The following is a 17,955-nucleotide window of genomic DNA, read 5'->3' on the forward strand; positions in this document are numbered from 1 at the left end:
TGATGACATACCGTGCCCAGATGGTATGGATAAGGCAAGGGCTGATCGGTTTCCGGGGTCTTACTGCCTCAAACAGGGCTCCGCAACCGCCAGCAAATGGCTGGATTGAAGAAAAGGATGAAATCGCAGAATGGCTCTTCTACACGCCAAAAACGTGCTACCGGACAGCAGCCGGACAGAAGAATGTTCCCGCCTGATTATCACCTCGGCCAGCATCTCTAACCCTTCGGAAATCCTACTGATTTTATGAGCTACTGGTCAGCCCCCCGGCTTCTCCGGCAACCCGTTCGAACCGGCCGCACCTCCGGCAACGCCCGATGAACACCGGACGAGCCCGCATATTGGTGACGGGTGCGTCCGGCTTTGTCGGACGAGCCCTTGTCCCGCATCTGCTGAAAGCGGGCTATGCCGTCCGCGCGGCATCGAGAACGCCGGAGAACATTCGTTTGGAAGGCGTCGAGACGGCAATTCTTCCCTCCCCCGACGCCCCTTCGGCTGCCTTTGAGGCGCTTGTCGCCGGATGCGATCATGTCGTTCATCTGGCGGCGATCGCCCATGCCCGACATCGGCAGGCGACGGCGGCTTATGAAGCCGTCAACCAGATATTGGCCGAAAGGCTGGCCGAGGCTGCACATGGTTCCACCAGCGGCAAATTCGTCTTCATCTCCTCCATCCGCGCGCAATGCGGGCCGGTGCGCGATGGCATCGTGCGTGAAACCGATCCGGCCATGCCGCAAGACGATTACGGGCGGGCGAAACTTGCCGCCGAAAAGACGATCGCATCGACATTCGCGGGCACCGGAAAGTTCACCATTCTGCGCCCGGTCCTGGTCTATGGTCCCGGCGTGCGCGGCAATATGGGAATGCTGATCCGCCTCGCGCGATTGCCCATTCCCCTGCCCTTCGCGGGGCTCGACGCCAGGCGCTCGCTTCTCGACCGCGAGGCGCTGTGCGACGCTATTCTGCATGCGATCCGCGAACCGCGCACGAATGGCGGCACCTATCTCGTGGCCGATGCGGCGCCGCTTTCCGTGGCGGAGATCATCGCCGCGGTCCGGATGGGGCTCGGCCGAAGGCCTGCTCTTTTCCCTCTCCCGCAAGCGTGGCTGGAGCGCCTGGCTAGCCTCACCGGCCAGTCCAGGCGATGGCAAGCCGTCACCGGCGGCCTTGTCGCAAGTCCGCTTCTCCTCGAAGCCACAGGCTGGCATCCACCCAGCGATACCTTCCGGCGCATCGCCGAAAGCATCCGCCAGGACAGCAGGAACTGACACACCTGTCGGACGCTCTCAGATGTTGAAGGCCACGCCGATCAGCGCCTTCGTATAGGCGGCCGCCGGTGCATCGAAGATCGCATCCGTCTCGCCCTCCTCGACGATGCGCCCATTCTTCATCACCACCACATAATCCGCCATGGCTTTTACCACCGGAAGATCATGGCTGATGAAGATATAGGAAAGACCGTGCGCCTGCTGCAGATCGCGCAGGAGTGCTATCACATGGCCCTTGCACCGAGCGGTCGAGCGCCGCACGTCTGTCCCGCTCTTGTTTGCTCAGTTGCGGTTCGTGGACGAATAGTCCTTCGGTTCGGCGAGCGCAGGACTGGCGCCGATCAGGAATGATCCAAGCAGGATGGCGGCGCGGAGATTGATTTTCGATAGTATCATTTTGTTCTCCCTCGTTTGGGTTGTACTGGGAGAGAAGGGCAAATTGCTTTCGAAGGCAAGATTGTTCCACACCTTGACCCCAGTTCTTCGGGCAGCCGAATTGCCTGGAGACAGCACCATGGTTCGTCTGCTTAATCGCTATGCTTTCATTGCATCCCATACTTTTTTTCCGATGCAGCACGGGGAATGATTTTGTGCAAATGTCGGAGTGAACCGGATGCAAGCGGTAAAGAGGATGTGATGGACAGGATTGATTGCGTGATTGCCGGTGCAGGCGTAGTCGGCCTGGCGGTGGCGCGGGAAATGGCCGGACGCGGTTTAGAGACGCTGGTCATCGAATCGGAAAACATGATCGGCGCCGGCACGAGTTCGCGCAATTCGGAGGTCATCCACGCCGGCATCTATTATCCGACCGGAAGCCTCAAGGCGCGCCTTTGCGTCGAGGGCCGCGCCGCCCTTTATGCCTATGCCGAGGAACATGGCGTTCCCTTCTCGCGCTGCGGCAAGCTGATCGTCGCCTGCCATGAAGATCAGCACGGCAAGCTCGACATCATTGCCGGACATGCGGCCGCCTGCGGCGTTCATGATCTCAGGCGTCTTTCCGCAGCCGAGGCGCGCGCGATGGAGCCGGAACTCGCCTGCACCTCGGCACTGTTTTCGCCTTCGACCGGCATCATCGACAGCCATGCCCTGATGCTGGCTCTGCAAGGGGATGCCGAACGCAATGGCGCTGCCGTCGCCTTCAACACCAGAATGCTTTCGGGCCAAGCGGAAACCGGAGGGATCGTGCTCAAGACAACGAACCTGGAAACCGGCGACGCCTACGAACTGATGGCCGATCGTTTCATCAATGCCGGCGGGCTTGGCGCACAGCATATCGCCGCCTCGATCAAAGGCATGCCTGCCGCCTACATTCCGGAACAGCGCCTCGCCAAGGGCAATTACTTCTCCGCGCTCGGCAAGACCCCTTTCTCGCGCCTCATCTATCCGGTACCCGAAGATGGTGGTCTCGGCGTGCATCTGACGCTCGACCTTCACGGGCGGATGCGCTTCGGCCCTGACGTGGAATGGATCGAATCCATCGATTACGCAGTCGATCCCCGGCGGGCGGAGCGGTTCTATGCAGCCATTCGCTCCTATTGGCCGGCCTTGCCGGACGATTGTCTGCAATCCGCCTATAGCGGCATCCGCCCCAAACTTTCCGGCCTTGGAGAACCCGCCGCCGATTTCCTGATCCAAGGCCCGCAGACCCATGGAATAGCCGGGCTGGTCAATCTTTTCGGCATCGAGAGCCCGGGCCTCACCTCATGCCTGGCAATCGCGAAACATGTGGCCGACATGGTCGAGCCTGACTGATGCGCACGGTCTTTCCGGTGGCTTCAAACAGCATTTCCATGCTGTTGAACTTGTATGGCAATGCCGCTGATTTTACCTTTGTCGCAGGGCGAAAAATTGGATATGCCACGCGTAAAATATACCACCTGCCGCATTCCCCATCCCATTGCATCCCCCTTCATTGGAACCCGTCATGCTGAACGGAATCATTCTGGCTTTTGCCTCCTATGCCGCGTTCGCGTTCAGCGATGCCTGCGTCAAATTCCTCGGCGGAAGCCTCTCGCCCTATGAAATCGCATTTTTCGGCGCGCTATTCGGGCTGACGGCCCTGCCCTTCATGAAACGCCAGGACGAGCGGTGGCGAGACATCTTCATCACCCGCAACAAGCCCATGTGGCTCCTGCGCACGATCATGGCCACGTCAGGCGTGATCGGCAGCGTCGTCGCCTTCACACATCTGTCGATGGCCGAGGCTTTTGCGCTGATCTTCCTGCTTCCCGCATTCGTGACGATCCTTTCCGTCATATTCCTGAAGGAACAGGTCGGATGGAAGAGATGGTCCGCCGTGCTGATCGGCTTCACCGGCGTGCTGATCGTGCTTCGTCCCGGTTTTCGCGAGCTTTCGCTCGGTCATCTCGGCGCCCTCTTCGCGGGGTTCAGCGGAGCGGTCGGCATCGTCATCTTTCGCGTCATGGGAAACCATGAAAAGCGCATCACGCTTTATGCGAGCGGGCTCTTCGGCCCCATCATCATCTGCGGCCTGCTGACCGCAGCGACCGACTATGCGAGCCCCACGGCCGAGCAGTGGCTCTACCTCGCCGGTTACGGCCTTCTCGCCGCACTGGCAAACATTCTGCTGATGACCGCCGCCCAGCGTGCACCCGCCAGCGCCATCGCCTCCCCGCAATATAGTCAGATGATCTGGGCCATCCTGTTCGGCTATTTCGTCTTTAACGACACGATCGACCTGCCCATGCTGACCGGCATTATCCTGATCATTATTTCAGGGTTCTTCACCTTCATCCGCGAGGAAAAGAGAGGCGTCACGAAGCCGCTCTCGGTTGCGACATCCGAACCCAGCCCCGTTCTCGTGCCAGAAGAAACGCAAGCAGCATCTCTGGATAAATCTTCGCGTGAATCAACGTAGATCACACCGATGGAAGCCCCTCCCCGATGAGCGGCACGAACATGACGCCACCCAGATCCTCCTCCTCGAATTTCGTGCCGCTGATGCGGGTGATCTTCATGAGACGCTGACTGCTTACTTCAGGGCCGACCGGAATGATCAATAGCCCACCGACATCGAGCTGGTCCATCAGCATCTGCGGCGGCCCGGGCGCGCCGGCGGCGACTATGACGGCATCGAAGGGGGCGGCCTCAAGCCAACCTTTCGTGCCGTCGCCGACGCGCAGCTCGATATTGTCGAAGCCGAGCCTTTCGAGCCGCTCACGCGCCGAATGCCCCAGCGCCGCATGCCGCTCGATCGTGTAGACACGCCTGGCGATCCGCGCCATGACAGCAGCCGCATAGCCTGAACCGGTTCCGACCTCCAGCACCTTGTCGCCGGGTTTCACCCCGGCCGCCTCGATCATCAACGCTACGATATAGGGCTGGGAGATCGTCTGGCCGTCGCCGATCGGCAGCGGCCCGTCCTCATAGGCGAATTCCTCGAAACCGGGATCGACGAACGCCTCGCGCGCAACATTACGCGCGGCATCAAGAACATTCCGGTCCTTGATGCCGCGCCGGGCCAGATCGATATCGACCATGCGGTTGCGGGCAGCAATCGGGTCAAACACGGTTCTTCTCCTGCATTTAACGCCCAACTCATCAGCAGGCCTATTGTTCCTACCCGGAACAATAGGCCTGCTGGTTGCGCAGATAATCGGCAAGGATCTTCCCACGCCGCTTCGATTTGGTGATGGTCGAGGCATAGAGGTCGGGGCTGTCGGCGGCCATGGCATCGGCAATCGATTTCGTGAACGCCTTCACGGCGACCCAATCGGCTTTCGGCTGAAGCGGTGTGACGACATGCAGCCCCTTCCCGCCCGAGGTCTTCACGAAGGCCGAGAGCCCCGCTTAGGTGAGCCGTTCACGCACCTCGCGCGCGGCGTCGGCCACCGCTTTCCCGGCAACGCCCTCACCCGGATCGAGATCCATTATAATCATGTCGGGGCGCTCCCAGTCGGTGGCCGCCCGGCAACGCGGTTCGATAGCCTTTGTTCCTGCCGTCAGGCGAGGTGGGCAGGTGGAATCGGCCTTCTCGCTGACATGAGATGATGAAATTCGAAATCGCTTCAGAAACAGTTCGGCGGAGACGCCACTTTCTTTACCGATCTTCAAGATCAGATGGCTGGAAAAGCCAAATGAGTTTTAATTATATTATATATATTCCAGTATATTATAGAATTTTCAACTTTATTCCTGATAGTTTGTGTGCCTATTCGACTTGCTTTAGGAAGGAATAGGCATGGCACAAGACACCTTCCCCAAATGTGTGCGATATGTTTTCGAGGAAGAAGGCGGGTATGCTGATAATCCCGCCGACCCAGGCGGTCCCACCAATATGGGCATCACTCTGCGGACCCTCTCGGCGTGGAAGGGGCATACGGTCTCTCCGGACGAAGTCAAAGCTCTCAGTAAAGCAGAGGCAACGAAGATCTATAAAGTCCAATACTGGGATAAAGTAGACGGAGACGCATTGCCTGCGGGTCTGGATTACGCAGTATTCGATTTTGCAGTCAATTCTGGTCCGGCGCGTGCAGCGATAACGTTGCAGGAGATTGTCGGCGCTGCGCCGGACGGCGTGATCGGCCTGCAGACGATCCGCGCCGTGGAAAGCCATAATGTTGCGGATGTCATCAATACGCTCTGCGACAAACGCCAAGCGTGGCTTCAAACATTGATGGGAGCAAGCACATTCGGAACAGGCTGGAATTCACGTGTCGACCGTGTCCGGTCACGCGCTCTGGCACTTGTAAAAAGCGGAGGTCGTCATGCTGTTGCCGCTTCGGATGTGGCGACGGCAAAGGCCAACCAGAGCGACACCTCGGTTTCCTCGATCCTTACCAAGCCGGAAGCGTTGGGATCTCTTGGAAGCGTTGCTACAGGCCTGGCCGCGATAGCGACTGGACGCGGCCCGGTGCAGTACGCACTTGCAGCCGTCATGATCGTTTTCGCGCTCGTTGGAGTCTGGTATTTCATTCGCCGTATCCGCAACGAACCCTAGTTCCATGTTTCTCAATGACCGCGACGCCTGGCAAGAGCGAGACCCGCAGATACGAGAACGGCCGGTACGGCTGCGCTATGAGATGGAGGATTTGCATGCACTTCCGCCCGTTGTGCGGCTGTATTGTTGAACACGGCATCACAGCTGAAGAAGGGAGTGTCCATAGATGTTCATGGGCCCACTTGTAGTGTTTATAGGTCCACTGGAATGAACTGGCACTGCATTGCGCGCGCAACAGCCTGCGTCTTGTTGGCGGCGCCCAGCTTATTCATTGCGCTGACAGTATGCGCGGTGACGGTGCGCTCCGTGATATTCAGGATTTCGGCGACATCATTAGCTGTCTTGCCGACAGCGGCCCATCGCAGGACTTCCCTCTCGCGCATAGTTAGCGGTGACCGGACGGGCGGGCGGGCGGCACCCACAACTTGCCGGACCTTCTCGGCAGTGTATATGGCAATGAATTGAAGAGCCGGTTTGGCACGCACCGGCAGCTCAGAGTGCCGCCCACTCATTGAAATGCAGGCCGTGCGATGCGCAAACCCCGGAACCGGCACGCAAAAGCCTCGCAACATGCCGAAATCCCGAGCCAACGCCATCAGTTCGCCAGCACGAGACTCCCGCTCTCGATCGTACGGCGCCTCCTTCCAGTCGAATGCCCGAAATGTGTTTCGACACATACGGGCCACAGGATCACAGCGTGCATATTTCCGTGTTGCGTAAAGCTCCGGCCACCCCTCAGGCAATTCATCAAAACAAATGACGTCTTCTATGTTCTCATACGACAATGGAAGATCAGAAATGACCAGATTTGTAAATCCAAACGGCGATATCGTCTGCATAAATATTCGTATAATATCAATGCTATTCGTTGCTTTATCTATACTTTCAATAAAGTTTAATAAAATTGTCACATAATAGAAATTCTCTCTGTTCATATCGCCACCTCGATTAAATCTTTCTTATATATTAAAATCACTATTCTGAGAGAAATCCAACCCCACTTGCTGTCGCGGTGTAGATTAGGTACATCAGCATCAAGAATTGACCGTATTGATAGTTTTCAAGGCGTCTGGCGCCCCCAAATTCAAAGCAAGCTGGGCGAGCGGATCGATGCCCGTGTGATTGCATCCAGCGGCTCGATGCAACTGCATGCCTGAGGCCGTGCGACGTGCCGTTCAGCACCGCTACGGTCCACGCGGCCTGTAGGAAACTACAATACCATTCTCTTGCTGTTTGCTTAGCCTTGGCACCTGGTGCGGTTCTCGGAGCATCGAGAGAAACACACCAGGTCACGTTATCTTTCGAAAGGAACAACCAATGGCTGAGCAAGAAAAATCTGTGCTGTGGACCGGCACGCTCGAGGCGACGAACGAACAGGGTGTGAAAACAGGTCTTACCCTTAACACGCGAGACCCAAAAATCACGATCACCGTCACAGGGTCTGCAAAGTATGCCCAGAGCAAACCGGCGTTCGGTCCAGACGGGGATACCAATTATCAAAACCCAAACACGCTGCTGCCCAGTGCAAATGTCGGTATGGCTTTGATGCGGATTGGCGGCGGACAGGCTGGCGGCGGCCCCTACAGACCCGTCGGCACGGGAATTTCCGATTGGACAATACGGGAGGACGGCGAACTCACGTTCTTTTATAATGATCAGCCAGGTGATTATGGCGACAATTCCGGCTCGTTCAACATCGCGGTGCTAAGACAACTCACATGGAACGGCAAGCTCCCGGCAAATGCGGCAGACGGCGTGAAAACGGGCATCGTCGTCAACACGAGAACGGACAAGATTTCGATCACCGTCACGGGCAAAGCAAGTTATGGGCCGGGGGGCCAGGAGTTCGGTCCCGATGGTAATCCGGGTGATGTTAATAACCCCGGGGCACTTCTGCCCAGTGCGAACTGCGCTTCATGTCTGATCAAGATCGGCAATGGCCCTTACAGGTTCGTCGGCACGGGGAAATCCGATTGGCCCGTACCAGAAGACGGCGAAATCGCGTTCTTCTACAATGATGGGATTTTTGATGATAATTCCGGCTCCTTTGCGATAACGCTCACGGTGAACTGACCGCCGATCGGTGCGTCGGCATTCATGACCGTCTGAGGGGATTCCCATGGCTTTGTTCCTGGCCCGGCGATCAGGCAAAGCCATCCTTCTCCTGCCGAGCCCGTTCACCGGGCTCGGCCCTTTTCACTGATAGAAAATGATCTTTCATGGTTGTCCGGTTTTGTGGCCCGACCGCGTGGTCTGTATAGTGAGTACGGATAGTGGCTCCCACCACACCCTACTGCGACCTTCCTGTGCGCTGAACCGCGAGCGTGCACCGGACACCTCAGTTCACCTCTCTTCTGCGCGCTCCACTTCTGCATATGGCATCCCCAAGCTGGCCTATCATATATCCGTGTCCGAACAGTGTACCGAGGCCATGGTGCTTGCCTTTCTCAAGAGCATCTCACCGGAAAAGCGCCGTACCGCGCCATCGAGATCGCCGCGCGTGCCAGGATGAAGCTGACGCTCGCGAAATCTTCGAGCGTGATTCGCGGACTTGATCCAAAGGCCGCTGCATCAGATCGCGACCGGCACTCACCTCGCACCGTCGCCGTAAGGTGCTGCGTCGACCATTTGACGCGGCCGTTGAGAAGGCCGATGGATTGCTGCATTGCTCCTGCAGCGTGAAATAACTTCGCACGTGAAAGCACGGAGGCGGCGGAACTATTGCCGCAAGACAGTTGTTAGTAAACCGTCCCTGCATAGCAGCGGCTCTCCAGAGTCGATAGAGATATGTTTTTGCAGGAACGACATGAAAGCCCCCCGATAGCCGATCTTCCGTGGCAGGAACGTCGCGGATGGCTGACTTGTCGCCCGAGAGATGGCCGATCGAAGATCAGCAGAATTTGCCTCTCCTTGACACCTTCTTGCCGAGCCGAAGGTGAAGTAGGTGTCATGCATCCGGGAAAATGGCCGTCGCAACCGACCCGACGAAAGGATCATCATCATGGAATCCGTGCTTGCAGTCGTCGCATGCCTCTCCACCGAGCCCTTGTGCCAAGTACATGTGCTCTCGGAGCCGCTTCCTCGCGTGCAATGCGTGTCCTTGTCCCAGCCCGTGGCGGCGCAATGGGCAGGTCAGCACCCGAATCAAAAGATCACCCGCGTCTTTTGCGCCGATCCGAAGGAACTCGGCAACATGCTAGGGCGCAGCCGGGCATGACATACGAGCCTGCAATCAAATTGCAAGCATCTCCCTCAACACCATGCGCTTGTAGGCGTTGACGATGGCCTGGCCCTCGGCGCGTCCCACGGAAATGGCGAGCCGCATGGTCGCCTCGCCGAGCGACATGATCACGAAAGCGGTCGTTGCGATCTCTTCACGATCATCTTCCGGGTGCAGTCGCATCAGGACATCGGCCAGCATGCCGCCGATGATGCGGCTGTCGGCGAGTTCGCTGTCGCGCAGCGCCTTGTCGGCCTGCGTCCCCGACCAGATGTCGCGCATGACCGGCTCGGCCAGGAACAGTTCGTAATAGGTATCGACCAGCCCGGCGAAGGCACGCTCCAGCCCGGCCATGTCCTTCACATCCGCAAGACCTTCCCGGATGCATTCGCGGCCGAGCGCATTATAACGTTCGGCCAGCGTCACAATGATCGCACCCTTGTCGGGGAAGAATTGGTAGAGCGAGCCGATCGGCACCCCCGCGCGCTCGGCGACTTCGCTCATTTTCATCGCGTCGCTGCCCTTTTCCGCGATCAGCGCCGAGGCGGCCCCGAGCATGCGCTCGACCCGCTCCCGGCTGCGCTGTTGCGTGGGTTGCCTGCGCACCGCCGCCGGCGCCCCGACGGCCTTGGATTGAACAGTCTGGCTCATGTCGTCATCGATTCCCGAGGTTACGCTTGACAGACATAATATGAGGGTTTATCACTTTTGCAAACATGAGGATTAATCATATTTTGGAGAGAGGATGACGACGATGAACCACCATCATGACCCGATCCTGATCCTTGGCGGCACCGGCAAGACAGTGAGCCGGGCGCTCGGCAGACAGGCACGTGATTTTGCGGATTATGCGCGGCAGACGGCGGCGGCAGGCATTTGGGGAGGGAACAAATAATGGACCGGATCATACCAGCAGTCATTTTTCTCGCCGCGATCGGCTCCGGCGTCATGGGCGGCTTCTTCTACGGCTTTTCCAATGTGGTGATGGCAGCACTTGGCCGCCTGACCCCGCAGGGCGGGATTGCCGCCATGCAATCGATCAATGTCACCGTGCTCAACCCGATCTTCTTCATTGCCTTTTTCGGAACGGCACTCCTTTCAGTCGTTCTGGCTGTCGCCGCTCTCTTGAGATTCGGCCAGCCCGGCACTTACGTGCTGCTTGCCGGCAGTGTGCTTTATCTCGGCGGAATCATCCTGGTTACGATAGTCTTCAACGTGCCGATGAATGAAGCGCTTGCCGGGGTCGATCCATCGAGCCCCGCCGGCGCGGAACTCTGGGGCACCTATCTCCACCGCTGGACGACCTGGAACCATGTGCGGACGATCACCGGCATCTTGGCCGGCGCCTGCTTCGTCCTGGCCTTGAAGACGCCTGTGTAGAATGTCCCCACAATCATCCAGATAAAAAAGGCCGGACTAAAAAGCCCGGCCAATGCTGAAGGTTATGACCTCCAGAGGGGAACAGTCGACGTGAAGAGTGGGAGGAGCGACCCGTCGACTAAGTGTTATGTAAGAGTGATTCGCGAAACTATTCAAGTTATATTTCTCTGCGTTCAGACTTATCCTGCGAAAACCAAAGTAAAGGATAATATTTCCTTTCGTTTTGGAAAAGCTGAATCTCCCAATTAATTGTTAGTCTAAAAATATCAGCGCGATAATTCCCACAACGGCACACTCATGGGCCGTACCGATCTTGCATAGAACTTCTCATTCTCGGAATGCTTCAGAGGACGAGCCTCGGAGACAAGGCCTTGGGATCGATCCTGAGATCGAGAATGGCTGGCTTTCCTGCCTCTTGAGCGCGGGAAAACGCAGCCGGAAAATCGTCGTTGCGCAATACCGTTTCGCCATACGCGCCATAGCTTTGCGCCAAGGCAGCAAAATCGGGATTGAACATATTGGTCCCCGAAACGCGGCCGGGGTAGTGCCGCTCCTGATGCATTCTGATCGTGCCGTACATGCCGTTATTGGAGACGAGAACGATGATGTTCGCCCCATACTGGCAGGCAGTGCCGAACTCCTGCATCGCCATCTGGAAACAGCCGTCGCCGGCGAAGCAGACGACATCGCGGTCGGGATGCGCGATCTTGGCCGCCACAGCCGCCGGCAGGCCGTAGCCCATCGAACCAGACGTGGGTGCAAGCTGCGTCCGCCATTTCTTGTAGGCGAAATAGCGGTGGAGCCAGGCGGAATAATTGCCTGCGCCATTGGTGAGGATGGCATCTTCCGGCAGCATGTTTGAAAGATGCCGCACGACATATTCCATCTTCAGCGCGCCCGGCGTTTCAACGGGCAACTGCCAAGCCTCATAATCGGCGCGCGCGGCCTTGCGCCATTGGCTCCAGGCGGGCGGCGATGCGGGGCTGGTGCGGGCAAGCCTGCTCAAGAGCTGAGCCGGCGCCGCACTGATGGCCAGCGTCGGGCGGTAGACACGCCCCAACTCATCGGGATCAGGGTAGACGTGGATGAGATCCTGCGAGGGCTTCGGTATGTCGACGAGGCTGTAGCCGCTCGTCGTCATCTCGCCGAGCCGTGCACCCAGCACCAGAAGCAGATCGGCGTCTCGGACCCTTGCGGCGAGCTTCGGATTGATGCCGATGCCGACATCACCGACATAGGAGGGATGGCGGTTGTCGAGATAATCCTGACAGCGGAAGGATGCGCCGACGGGAAGGTCATGCGCTTCGGCAAAACAAGCGAGTTCCACGGCGGCCTGTGCCGACCAGCCCCCGCCGCCCACGATCACCAGCGGGCGCGAGGCCTTCGACAAGGCGGCCAGGATATCGTCGATGGTTTCGGGCGAGGTCTCCATTCGCGGCGAGACTGCAACAGGCGTATCGGCGACAAGTGCCTCCGCCGACAGCATGTCTTCCGGCAGGGCCAGCACGACGGGCCCCGGACGGCCTGAGGTCGCGACATGAAACGCATGACTGATATATTCGGGAATGCGTTCGGTCGTGTCGATCTCGGCGACCCATTTGGCGAGCGGGCCGAACATCTGGCGATAATCGACCTCCTGAAACGCTTCGCGGTCGCGCTGATGCCTCGCCACCTGGCCGACGAACAGGATCATCGGCGTCGAATCCTGAAACGCGACATGCACACCGGCGGACGCGTTGGTCGCGCCTGGACCACGTGTGACGAAGGCGATACCGGGCTGTCCCGTCAGCTTGCCATGCGCTTCGGCCATTATCGCGGCGCCACCCTCCTGGCGGCAGACGATCGTATCGATGCCGCTTTCATAGAGGCCGTCGAGCGCGGCGAGGTAACTTTCACCGGGAATGCAGAACGCCCGTTCCACCCCCTGGATCTTCAATTGGTCGACAAGAATCCTGCCGCCATGGCGCAATGTGATTTTCGGATTGGTCTGGTTCAGCATCGTCTCACAAATCTGCAATATCGGCGCGGTCGGTAAGCCGCTGGGCCGCTCGTTCGAAATGGATGCGGGTCGCGATGCGGGCCGCTTCCGCATCGCGGGCGCTGATCGCATCGAACACGGTCTGGTGCTCGGCCAGAACATCCTCGCCCCATTCGGCGGCCCTGGCGTTTTTGATCGCGACGGAACGGAGGTTCTCGACGATCTTCGATTCGATCATGCCGATGAACTCGACATAATAGTCATTGCCCGACGCTTCGGTGATCGCCCGATAGAATGCGAATTCGGCATCGACCCGCCTTTCGATCGCGTCGCCACCCTGCGCCACAGCCGAGATCATTTCCTGCAGGAACCCACCGATCCCGGCAAGCTGAAGATTGTTTCGTGCGGTTGCGGCAAGGGCGGAGGCATCCGTCTGAACCCCTGTGCGCAACTGAAGAAGTTGCACTAGCTGCTTTCGTTTTTCGAAGCAGGCCGGGCTGATCCGAAAGGCGCTGCGCCCGCCGGCTTGCGCGATGAACGCGCCGACACCCCGGCGGGACTGGATGACGCCATCATATTTCAGAAGTGAAATCGCCTCGCGCACCACGGTCCTTGCCACGCCGAACTGATCCGAAAGCGCCTGCTCGGTCGGCAGGCGATCGCCCGGCTTTAACTGGCCCGCCTCGATGGCAAAGGAGATATTCTTCGCAATCTCATCCGGCAGGCGGCGCGGACGATCGATCTTCATGAAGAGTTCTGGCTGTTGCGACACGGCATCTCTTTCTCAATCTCGCCGGCCCATTCGGCCGGACCCGGCTCACCACCGTTCGTAACGCCAATGCGCTTACTCGACAACAGGCAGCCGGACTTAATGAGACTGTTATCAATAAATCAGTTGTCTGACAATATGTTTTATGCTTTATTCCGCGAAGTCAGACGTCCCCTGGCGGCATAATGGGAGGAAATTCATGGGCGATCCTGCATTGGCACGCATCGGTTTTATCGGGCTTGGCGGAATGGGCCGCGGGCTGGTCAAGAACATGCTCAAGCACGGCCTGGGGGTTACCGTACATGACCTCGATAAGGAGGCTGTCGATCGCGCTGTCGATCAAGGCGCCCATCGTGCCGAAGATCTGGCAGCGATGGCGAGGGACGTCGACGTGCTCGCCATCTGCATCACGACGGCGGAGGCCGTACGCGACCTTGCACTGTCGCCCGGCGGCCTTCTCGATTCGATGCGTGACGGGACCATTTTCCTCGATCACACAACGGTCTCGCCTCAGCACGTGGATATGATGCGACGTGAATGCGCTACGCGTGGCATCGCCTATGCGGAGGCGCCGATGACGCGCACCCCCGCCCATGCGGAACGCGGCGAGGTCAATATCCTGTTTGGCGGCGAGAGCGATCTTCTGGAGCGCCTGCGTCCGGTCTTCGACTGCTATGCCGAGAATGTCTTTCATGTCGGCCCCGCAGGCCACGCGATCCGCCTCAAGCTGATCCACAATTACATCGCCTTCGCCAATGTCGCTTCGTGGTGCGAAGGTTTTGCGCTGGCCGCGCGCGAAGGGCTCGATATGAGCAAGGTGATCGGCATCATTTCCGCCGCAGGAGGGCGGTCCGGAATGATGGATCTCTACGGCGAGATGACGCTACGGCGCGATTTCACGCCCCACATGTCGCTCGCCAATGCCCAGAAGGATGTCCGCTACTACGCTCACTGGCTGGAGGAGGCCGGCCTGCCGGGCTTCATGGCCGAGGCAGTCCACCAGACCTATGCCCTCGCCTCGATCATGGGACACGCCGGAGAAAGCTGTACGGCGGTCATCAAAGCCTATGAGCAGCTGACGGGGATCGAAGCCAGACTGCCCGATACCAAAGCCTGATCAACAAGCATGCCAAGGGAGGAATTCATGCTCACACGTCGTACATTACTAGGGGCGGTCGCGACCACCCCGATCATTTCCGCACTGCCGGCTCCAGCCGCAGCCGCCGATGTAACGCTTCGCCTCGCGCATTTTGCTGCCGAGAGCCATCCAGGCCACACCGCCGCGCTGCAATTTGCCAAGAACGTCGCCGAGCGGACCGGTGGTGCCGTTGCGATCGAGATCTATCCCGCAAACGAACTCGGCTCGCCGCCCGAGCAGCTCGAGCAGACCGTGCTCGGCGCAATCGACATGAACCTGCCGACCCATGGCGCCCTTGATAAATACAACAAGGCGTTCGGCACGGTCATGACCCCCTTCGCATTTCGTGATTACGGGCACGCCCATCAGGTGCTCGACGGACCGTTCACGAAATGGGCGGCGCCGAAGATCGAGGATGACGGCCTGGTCATGCTCAGCCATTGGGAATACGGTTTCCGCAACATCACCAACAATGTCCGGCCGATCAACATGCCGGAAGATGCCGCGGGGATGAAGATCCGCACGCCGCCGGAGGTGCAGATCGTGGCGGCGATCGAAGGGCTTGGCGCAAGCGCCGTGCAGATCGCCTTCCCAGAGCTTCCGAACGCGCTCAATCAGGGTGTCGTCGATGGCCAGGAAAACCCGATCGGCGTCATCTACCACTATAAGCTCAACGAGTTGCAGAAGCATCTGGCGCTCACCCGGCATGTCTATAACAGCATGATCCATGTGGTCGCCAAGGGAAGCTGGGAAAAGCTGACGCCGGAGCAGCAGACCATTATCCGGGAGGAAAGTGCCGCGGCCGGCGCCCTGATGCGCAAGCTCGTACTTAAACAAGAGCAGAAGGAAATCGCTGAACTCGAGGCATCGGGCATGAAAGTGACGCGGCCGGATATCACGGCCTTTGCCGCAAAGATGGGCCCGGCGCGCGAGCGCCTTGCCGCAGTTTCCGGCGAGGAGAACATGAAGACGTTCCTCGGCTTCCTCTAAAAGCAACAACCGGAGAAGAGGGCAAGCTGCGTCTTGCCTCCTTCTCTGCGGGATGATGGCTCATGCTGGCGCTTGCTATTTTCGTTTGTCTCCTCGCTCTGATTTTCCTCGGAGTGCCCGTGGCCATAGCGCTCGGCGTGGTCGCCACCGGCTTTTATATCGCCATTGGCGATTTCGGCATCCTGTCAATGCTGCCGCAGCGAATGTTTTCGGCCACTACCGCATTCACCCTGCTTGCCATCCCCTTCTTCATACTGGCGGGCAATCTCATGAACACCGGCGGCATAACCCGGCGCATCTTCCGTTTCGCAAATGCCTGCGTCGGACATATTCGCGGCGGGCTCGGTCAGGTGAACGTGTTTGCAAGCCTGATTTTTTCGGGAATGTCGGGTGCCGCCGTCGCCGATGCGGCCGGACTGGGTCAGGTCGAGATGAAGGCAATGACCGATCGGGGCTATGATCCAGAATTTTCCGCAGCGATCACAGCCGCCTCCTCAACCATCGGTCCCGTATTCCCGCCTTCCATCCCGTTCGTGCTTTATTCGTCCATTACAGGTGTTTCCGTCACGAAGCTGTTCCTGGCGGGTGTCGTTCCCGGTCTTCTCATGGCCGCCGCGCTGATGGTTTCCGTCTATCTGGTCTCCGTCTTTACCCGGATGCCGTGCGAGCCGCGTGCTTCAGTCAGGGAAATAGCCGTCAGTTTTGCCGATTCCGCGCTTTCACTGTTCACGCCTGTCATCATCATCGCGGGAATTTTCGGCGGATTCTTCACCCCGACGGAAGCGGGCGTCGTCGCTTCGGCCTATGCGCTGGCAATCTCCATGTTTGTTTATCGCGAGATCACGCCATCCCATCTCCCGGCCATCCTGTGGGACACGCTTTTGCATACCGTGCGTGTGATGTTCGTCATCGCCTCGGCAGGCTTTTTCGGCTGGCTGCTCATCCACCAGCGGATCCCGAACCAGCTCATCGCGGGGATGCTCGATCTTTCGGACAATCCCACAATCATCATGGCCATCGTCGTCTTCGTGCTCCTGGTGCTTGGCATGTTCCTCGAAGGCATTGCGGTCATCGTCCTGTGCGTTCCGCTGTTTCTGCCTGTCGTCACCCAGGTCGGCATCGACCCGGTGCAGTTTGGCGTCGTGATGATCATGTGTTCGATGTTCGGACTTTTGACGCCGCCTGTCGGCATGGTGCTGTTCGCCGTATCGAGCATCAGCAACCTTTCGGTCGGGCAGCTGAGCCGGGCGCTGTTTCCCTACCTCGTCGGTCTGGCACTCGTTCTGGCGGCCGTAGCCTTCATTCCGTCAGTATCTACCTGGCTCCCGACCATCATCATGGGGCAGTGATATGAAGTCCCTCTATCTCGTCGACAAGATCATCGGCCGCTTGCTGCGTGCAATCGCCAGTTTTTGCCTCGCGGCGCTGTTCGTCATCGTCCTTGCAAATGTCGTGTCGCGCTATTTCCAGATATGGCCAATGGCATGGTTCGATGAAATCGTGCAGGCGCTGTTTGCCTGGATGGTGTTCATCGGCGCCGCCGCGCTGTGGCGGGAGAAGGAACATTTCTGTGTGGACTGGCTCGGCGCTATCCTTGGCGAAAGCCGTAGCGGCGTCCTGCTCCACATCGTGGTCAACCTGCTTTCGACAGGTTTTCTTGCGCTGATGACCTGGAAAGGTCTCGACCTGACGCTGCGCAGCCGTGCCGTGACGCCCATCCTGAATTTGCCGGTCGCCTTCCTCTACGCCTCGATTCCCATCGCCGGCGCGGTGATGACCGCCTACAGCCTGGCTGAGCTTTGCCGGAGCGAACGGACCTTGTTCAAACCCTTAAACGCAACAACACATGAGACGAAAACATGATCTTCGACCACCGCACATACACCTGCCGTCCAGGCACCATCAGGAAACATCTGGCGCTTTATGAAAAACATGGCTGGGCGATCCAGTCGCAACATCTGGGCAAACCGGTCGTATATGCGGCGACCGAGACCGGTGACGTCAACGCCTATATTCATATCTGGGTCTATGAGGACGCGGCCGACCGTGAAGCCAAGCGCGCGGCCCTCCAGGCCGATCCCGCCTGGGCGGAATATCTCAAATTGAGCGCGGAAGCGGGCTATCTCATCAGCCAGTGCAACCAGATCCTGAAGCCGGTGCCCTTTTTCAAGGCTTAGAGCCCATGCAGAATTGCACCAACTCATCATATGAATTATCCAGGATAATAGGACCACTTGCGCTCCGGCCTGCAT

Annotated in this window: 16 protein-coding genes and 3 pseudogenes; 12 read left to right on the plus strand and 7 right to left on the minus strand. The window is 58.6% G+C overall.

From position 1 onward, the window contains the following. The first annotated feature begins 317 nt into the window (after nucleotides 1-317). Nucleotides 318-1,268: an NAD-dependent epimerase/dehydratase family protein gene (locus C5748_RS16625; RefSeq protein WP_105743048.1), complete on the plus strand. Its 951-nt coding sequence runs from the start codon at nucleotides 318-320 to the stop codon at nucleotides 1,266-1,268. 18 nt (nucleotides 1,269-1,286) lie between these two features. Here the strand turns inward: C5748_RS16625 and C5748_RS16630 are convergent. After that, a pseudogene (locus tag C5748_RS16630) lies at nucleotides 1,287-1,719 on the minus strand (hypothetical protein); the annotation flags it as partial. 185 nt (nucleotides 1,720-1,904) lie between these two features. Between C5748_RS16630 and C5748_RS16635 the strand changes: the two are divergent. Beyond that, nucleotides 1,905-3,020, plus strand: a complete 1,116-nt coding sequence (locus C5748_RS16635; RefSeq protein WP_105743049.1) for an NAD(P)/FAD-dependent oxidoreductase — start codon at nucleotides 1,905-1,907, stop codon at nucleotides 3,018-3,020. A gap of 172 nt (nucleotides 3,021-3,192) precedes the next feature. Continuing rightward, nucleotides 3,193-4,146 (plus strand): DMT family transporter, encoded by a 954-nt coding sequence (locus tag C5748_RS16640; protein ID WP_105743050.1) that lies wholly within the window; start codon nucleotides 3,193-3,195, stop codon nucleotides 4,144-4,146. A 19-nt stretch (nucleotides 4,147-4,165) separates the two neighbouring features. Here C5748_RS16640 and C5748_RS16645 read toward each other — a convergent pair. Together C5748_RS16645 and ligD are read right to left on the minus strand one after the other, a co-directional pair. Then, a pseudogene (locus C5748_RS16645) lies at nucleotides 4,166-4,798 on the minus strand (protein-L-isoaspartate(D-aspartate) O-methyltransferase); the annotation flags it as partial. Nucleotides 4,799-4,865: 67 nt separating this feature from the next. Beyond that, nucleotides 4,866-5,225, minus strand: a pseudogene (gene ligD, locus C5748_RS16650) (non-homologous end-joining DNA ligase LigD); the annotation flags it as partial. Between the two features lie 244 nt (nucleotides 5,226-5,469). Between ligD and C5748_RS16655 the strand changes: the two are divergent. Beyond that, on the plus strand, nucleotides 5,470-6,228 hold the full coding sequence (locus C5748_RS16655) for a glycoside hydrolase family 108 protein (protein WP_105743051.1): 759 nt from the start codon (nucleotides 5,470-5,472) through the stop codon (nucleotides 6,226-6,228). 191 nt (nucleotides 6,229-6,419) lie between these two features. Here the strand turns inward: C5748_RS16655 and C5748_RS16660 are convergent, their stop codons facing one another. Continuing rightward, on the minus strand, nucleotides 6,420-7,163 hold the full coding sequence (locus C5748_RS16660) for a LuxR family transcriptional regulator (protein WP_105743052.1): 744 nt from the start codon (nucleotides 7,161-7,163) through the stop codon (nucleotides 6,420-6,422). A 382-nt stretch (nucleotides 7,164-7,545) separates the two neighbouring features. On the opposite strand from C5748_RS16660, the gene C5748_RS16665 reads away from it, so the two are divergent. Continuing rightward, entirely contained in the window at nucleotides 7,546-8,301 is a 756-nt protein-coding gene (locus C5748_RS16665; protein ID WP_105743053.1) for a LecA/PA-IL family lectin, read from the plus strand. Nucleotides 8,302-9,460: 1,159 nt separating this feature from the next. Here the strand turns inward: C5748_RS16665 and C5748_RS16675 are convergent. Further along, nucleotides 9,461-10,099, minus strand: a complete 639-nt coding sequence (locus C5748_RS16675) for a TetR/AcrR family transcriptional regulator (RefSeq protein WP_105743055.1) — start codon at nucleotides 10,097-10,099, stop codon at nucleotides 9,461-9,463. 94 nt (nucleotides 10,100-10,193) lie between these two features. On the opposite strand from C5748_RS16675, the gene C5748_RS28600 reads away from it, so the two are divergent. Both C5748_RS28600 and C5748_RS16685 read left to right on the plus strand, forming a co-directional pair. Next, entirely contained in the window at nucleotides 10,194-10,343 is a 150-nt protein-coding gene (locus tag C5748_RS28600; RefSeq protein WP_199194819.1) for a hypothetical protein, read from the plus strand. Next, nucleotides 10,343-10,828 (plus strand): anthrone oxygenase family protein, encoded by a 486-nt coding sequence (locus tag C5748_RS16685; protein WP_105743056.1) that lies wholly within the window; start codon nucleotides 10,343-10,345, stop codon nucleotides 10,826-10,828. Before C5748_RS28600 ends, C5748_RS16685 begins: the two co-directional genes overlap by 1 nt. A gap of 343 nt (nucleotides 10,829-11,171) precedes the next feature. On the opposite strand, the gene C5748_RS16690 is transcribed toward C5748_RS16685, so the two are convergent. Beyond that, nucleotides 11,172-12,827 (minus strand): thiamine pyrophosphate-binding protein, encoded by a 1,656-nt coding sequence (locus C5748_RS16690; RefSeq protein WP_105743057.1) that lies wholly within the window; start codon nucleotides 12,825-12,827, stop codon nucleotides 11,172-11,174. Nucleotides 12,828-12,831: 4 nt separating this feature from the next. Further along, a complete protein-coding gene (locus C5748_RS16695; RefSeq protein ID WP_146119548.1) occupies nucleotides 12,832-13,578 on the minus strand; it encodes a FadR/GntR family transcriptional regulator in 747 nt (248 codons plus the stop codon). Between the two features lie 196 nt (nucleotides 13,579-13,774). On the opposite strand from C5748_RS16695, the gene C5748_RS16700 reads away from it, so the two are divergent. From C5748_RS16700 to C5748_RS16720, 5 genes are all read left to right on the plus strand, one after another. Continuing rightward, nucleotides 13,775-14,692, plus strand: coding sequence for an NAD(P)-dependent oxidoreductase (locus C5748_RS16700; protein WP_158259876.1), 918 nt, complete (start codon nucleotides 13,775-13,777; stop codon nucleotides 14,690-14,692). Nucleotides 14,693-14,719: 27 nt separating this feature from the next. Beyond that, complete coding sequence (locus C5748_RS16705; RefSeq protein ID WP_105743060.1) at nucleotides 14,720-15,703, plus strand: TRAP transporter substrate-binding protein; 984 nt, start codon at nucleotides 14,720-14,722, stop codon at nucleotides 15,701-15,703. Between the two features lie 62 nt (nucleotides 15,704-15,765). After that, nucleotides 15,766-17,052, plus strand: a complete 1,287-nt coding sequence (locus C5748_RS16710; RefSeq protein WP_105743061.1) for a TRAP transporter large permease — start codon at nucleotides 15,766-15,768, stop codon at nucleotides 17,050-17,052. A gap of 1 nt (nucleotide 17,053) precedes the next feature. Beyond that, nucleotides 17,054-17,566, plus strand: coding sequence for a TRAP transporter small permease (locus C5748_RS16715; protein ID WP_105743062.1), 513 nt, complete (start codon nucleotides 17,054-17,056; stop codon nucleotides 17,564-17,566). Then, nucleotides 17,563-17,880 (plus strand): NIPSNAP family protein, encoded by a 318-nt coding sequence (locus C5748_RS16720; RefSeq protein ID WP_105743063.1) that lies wholly within the window; start codon nucleotides 17,563-17,565, stop codon nucleotides 17,878-17,880. Before C5748_RS16715 ends, C5748_RS16720 begins: the two co-directional genes overlap by 4 nt. Nucleotides 17,881-17,955: the final 75 nt, after the last annotated feature.

The sequence above is a fragment of the Phyllobacterium phragmitis genome, assembly GCF_002980495.1.
GTDB lineage: Bacteria > Pseudomonadota > Alphaproteobacteria > Rhizobiales > Rhizobiaceae > Paramesorhizobium > Paramesorhizobium phragmitis.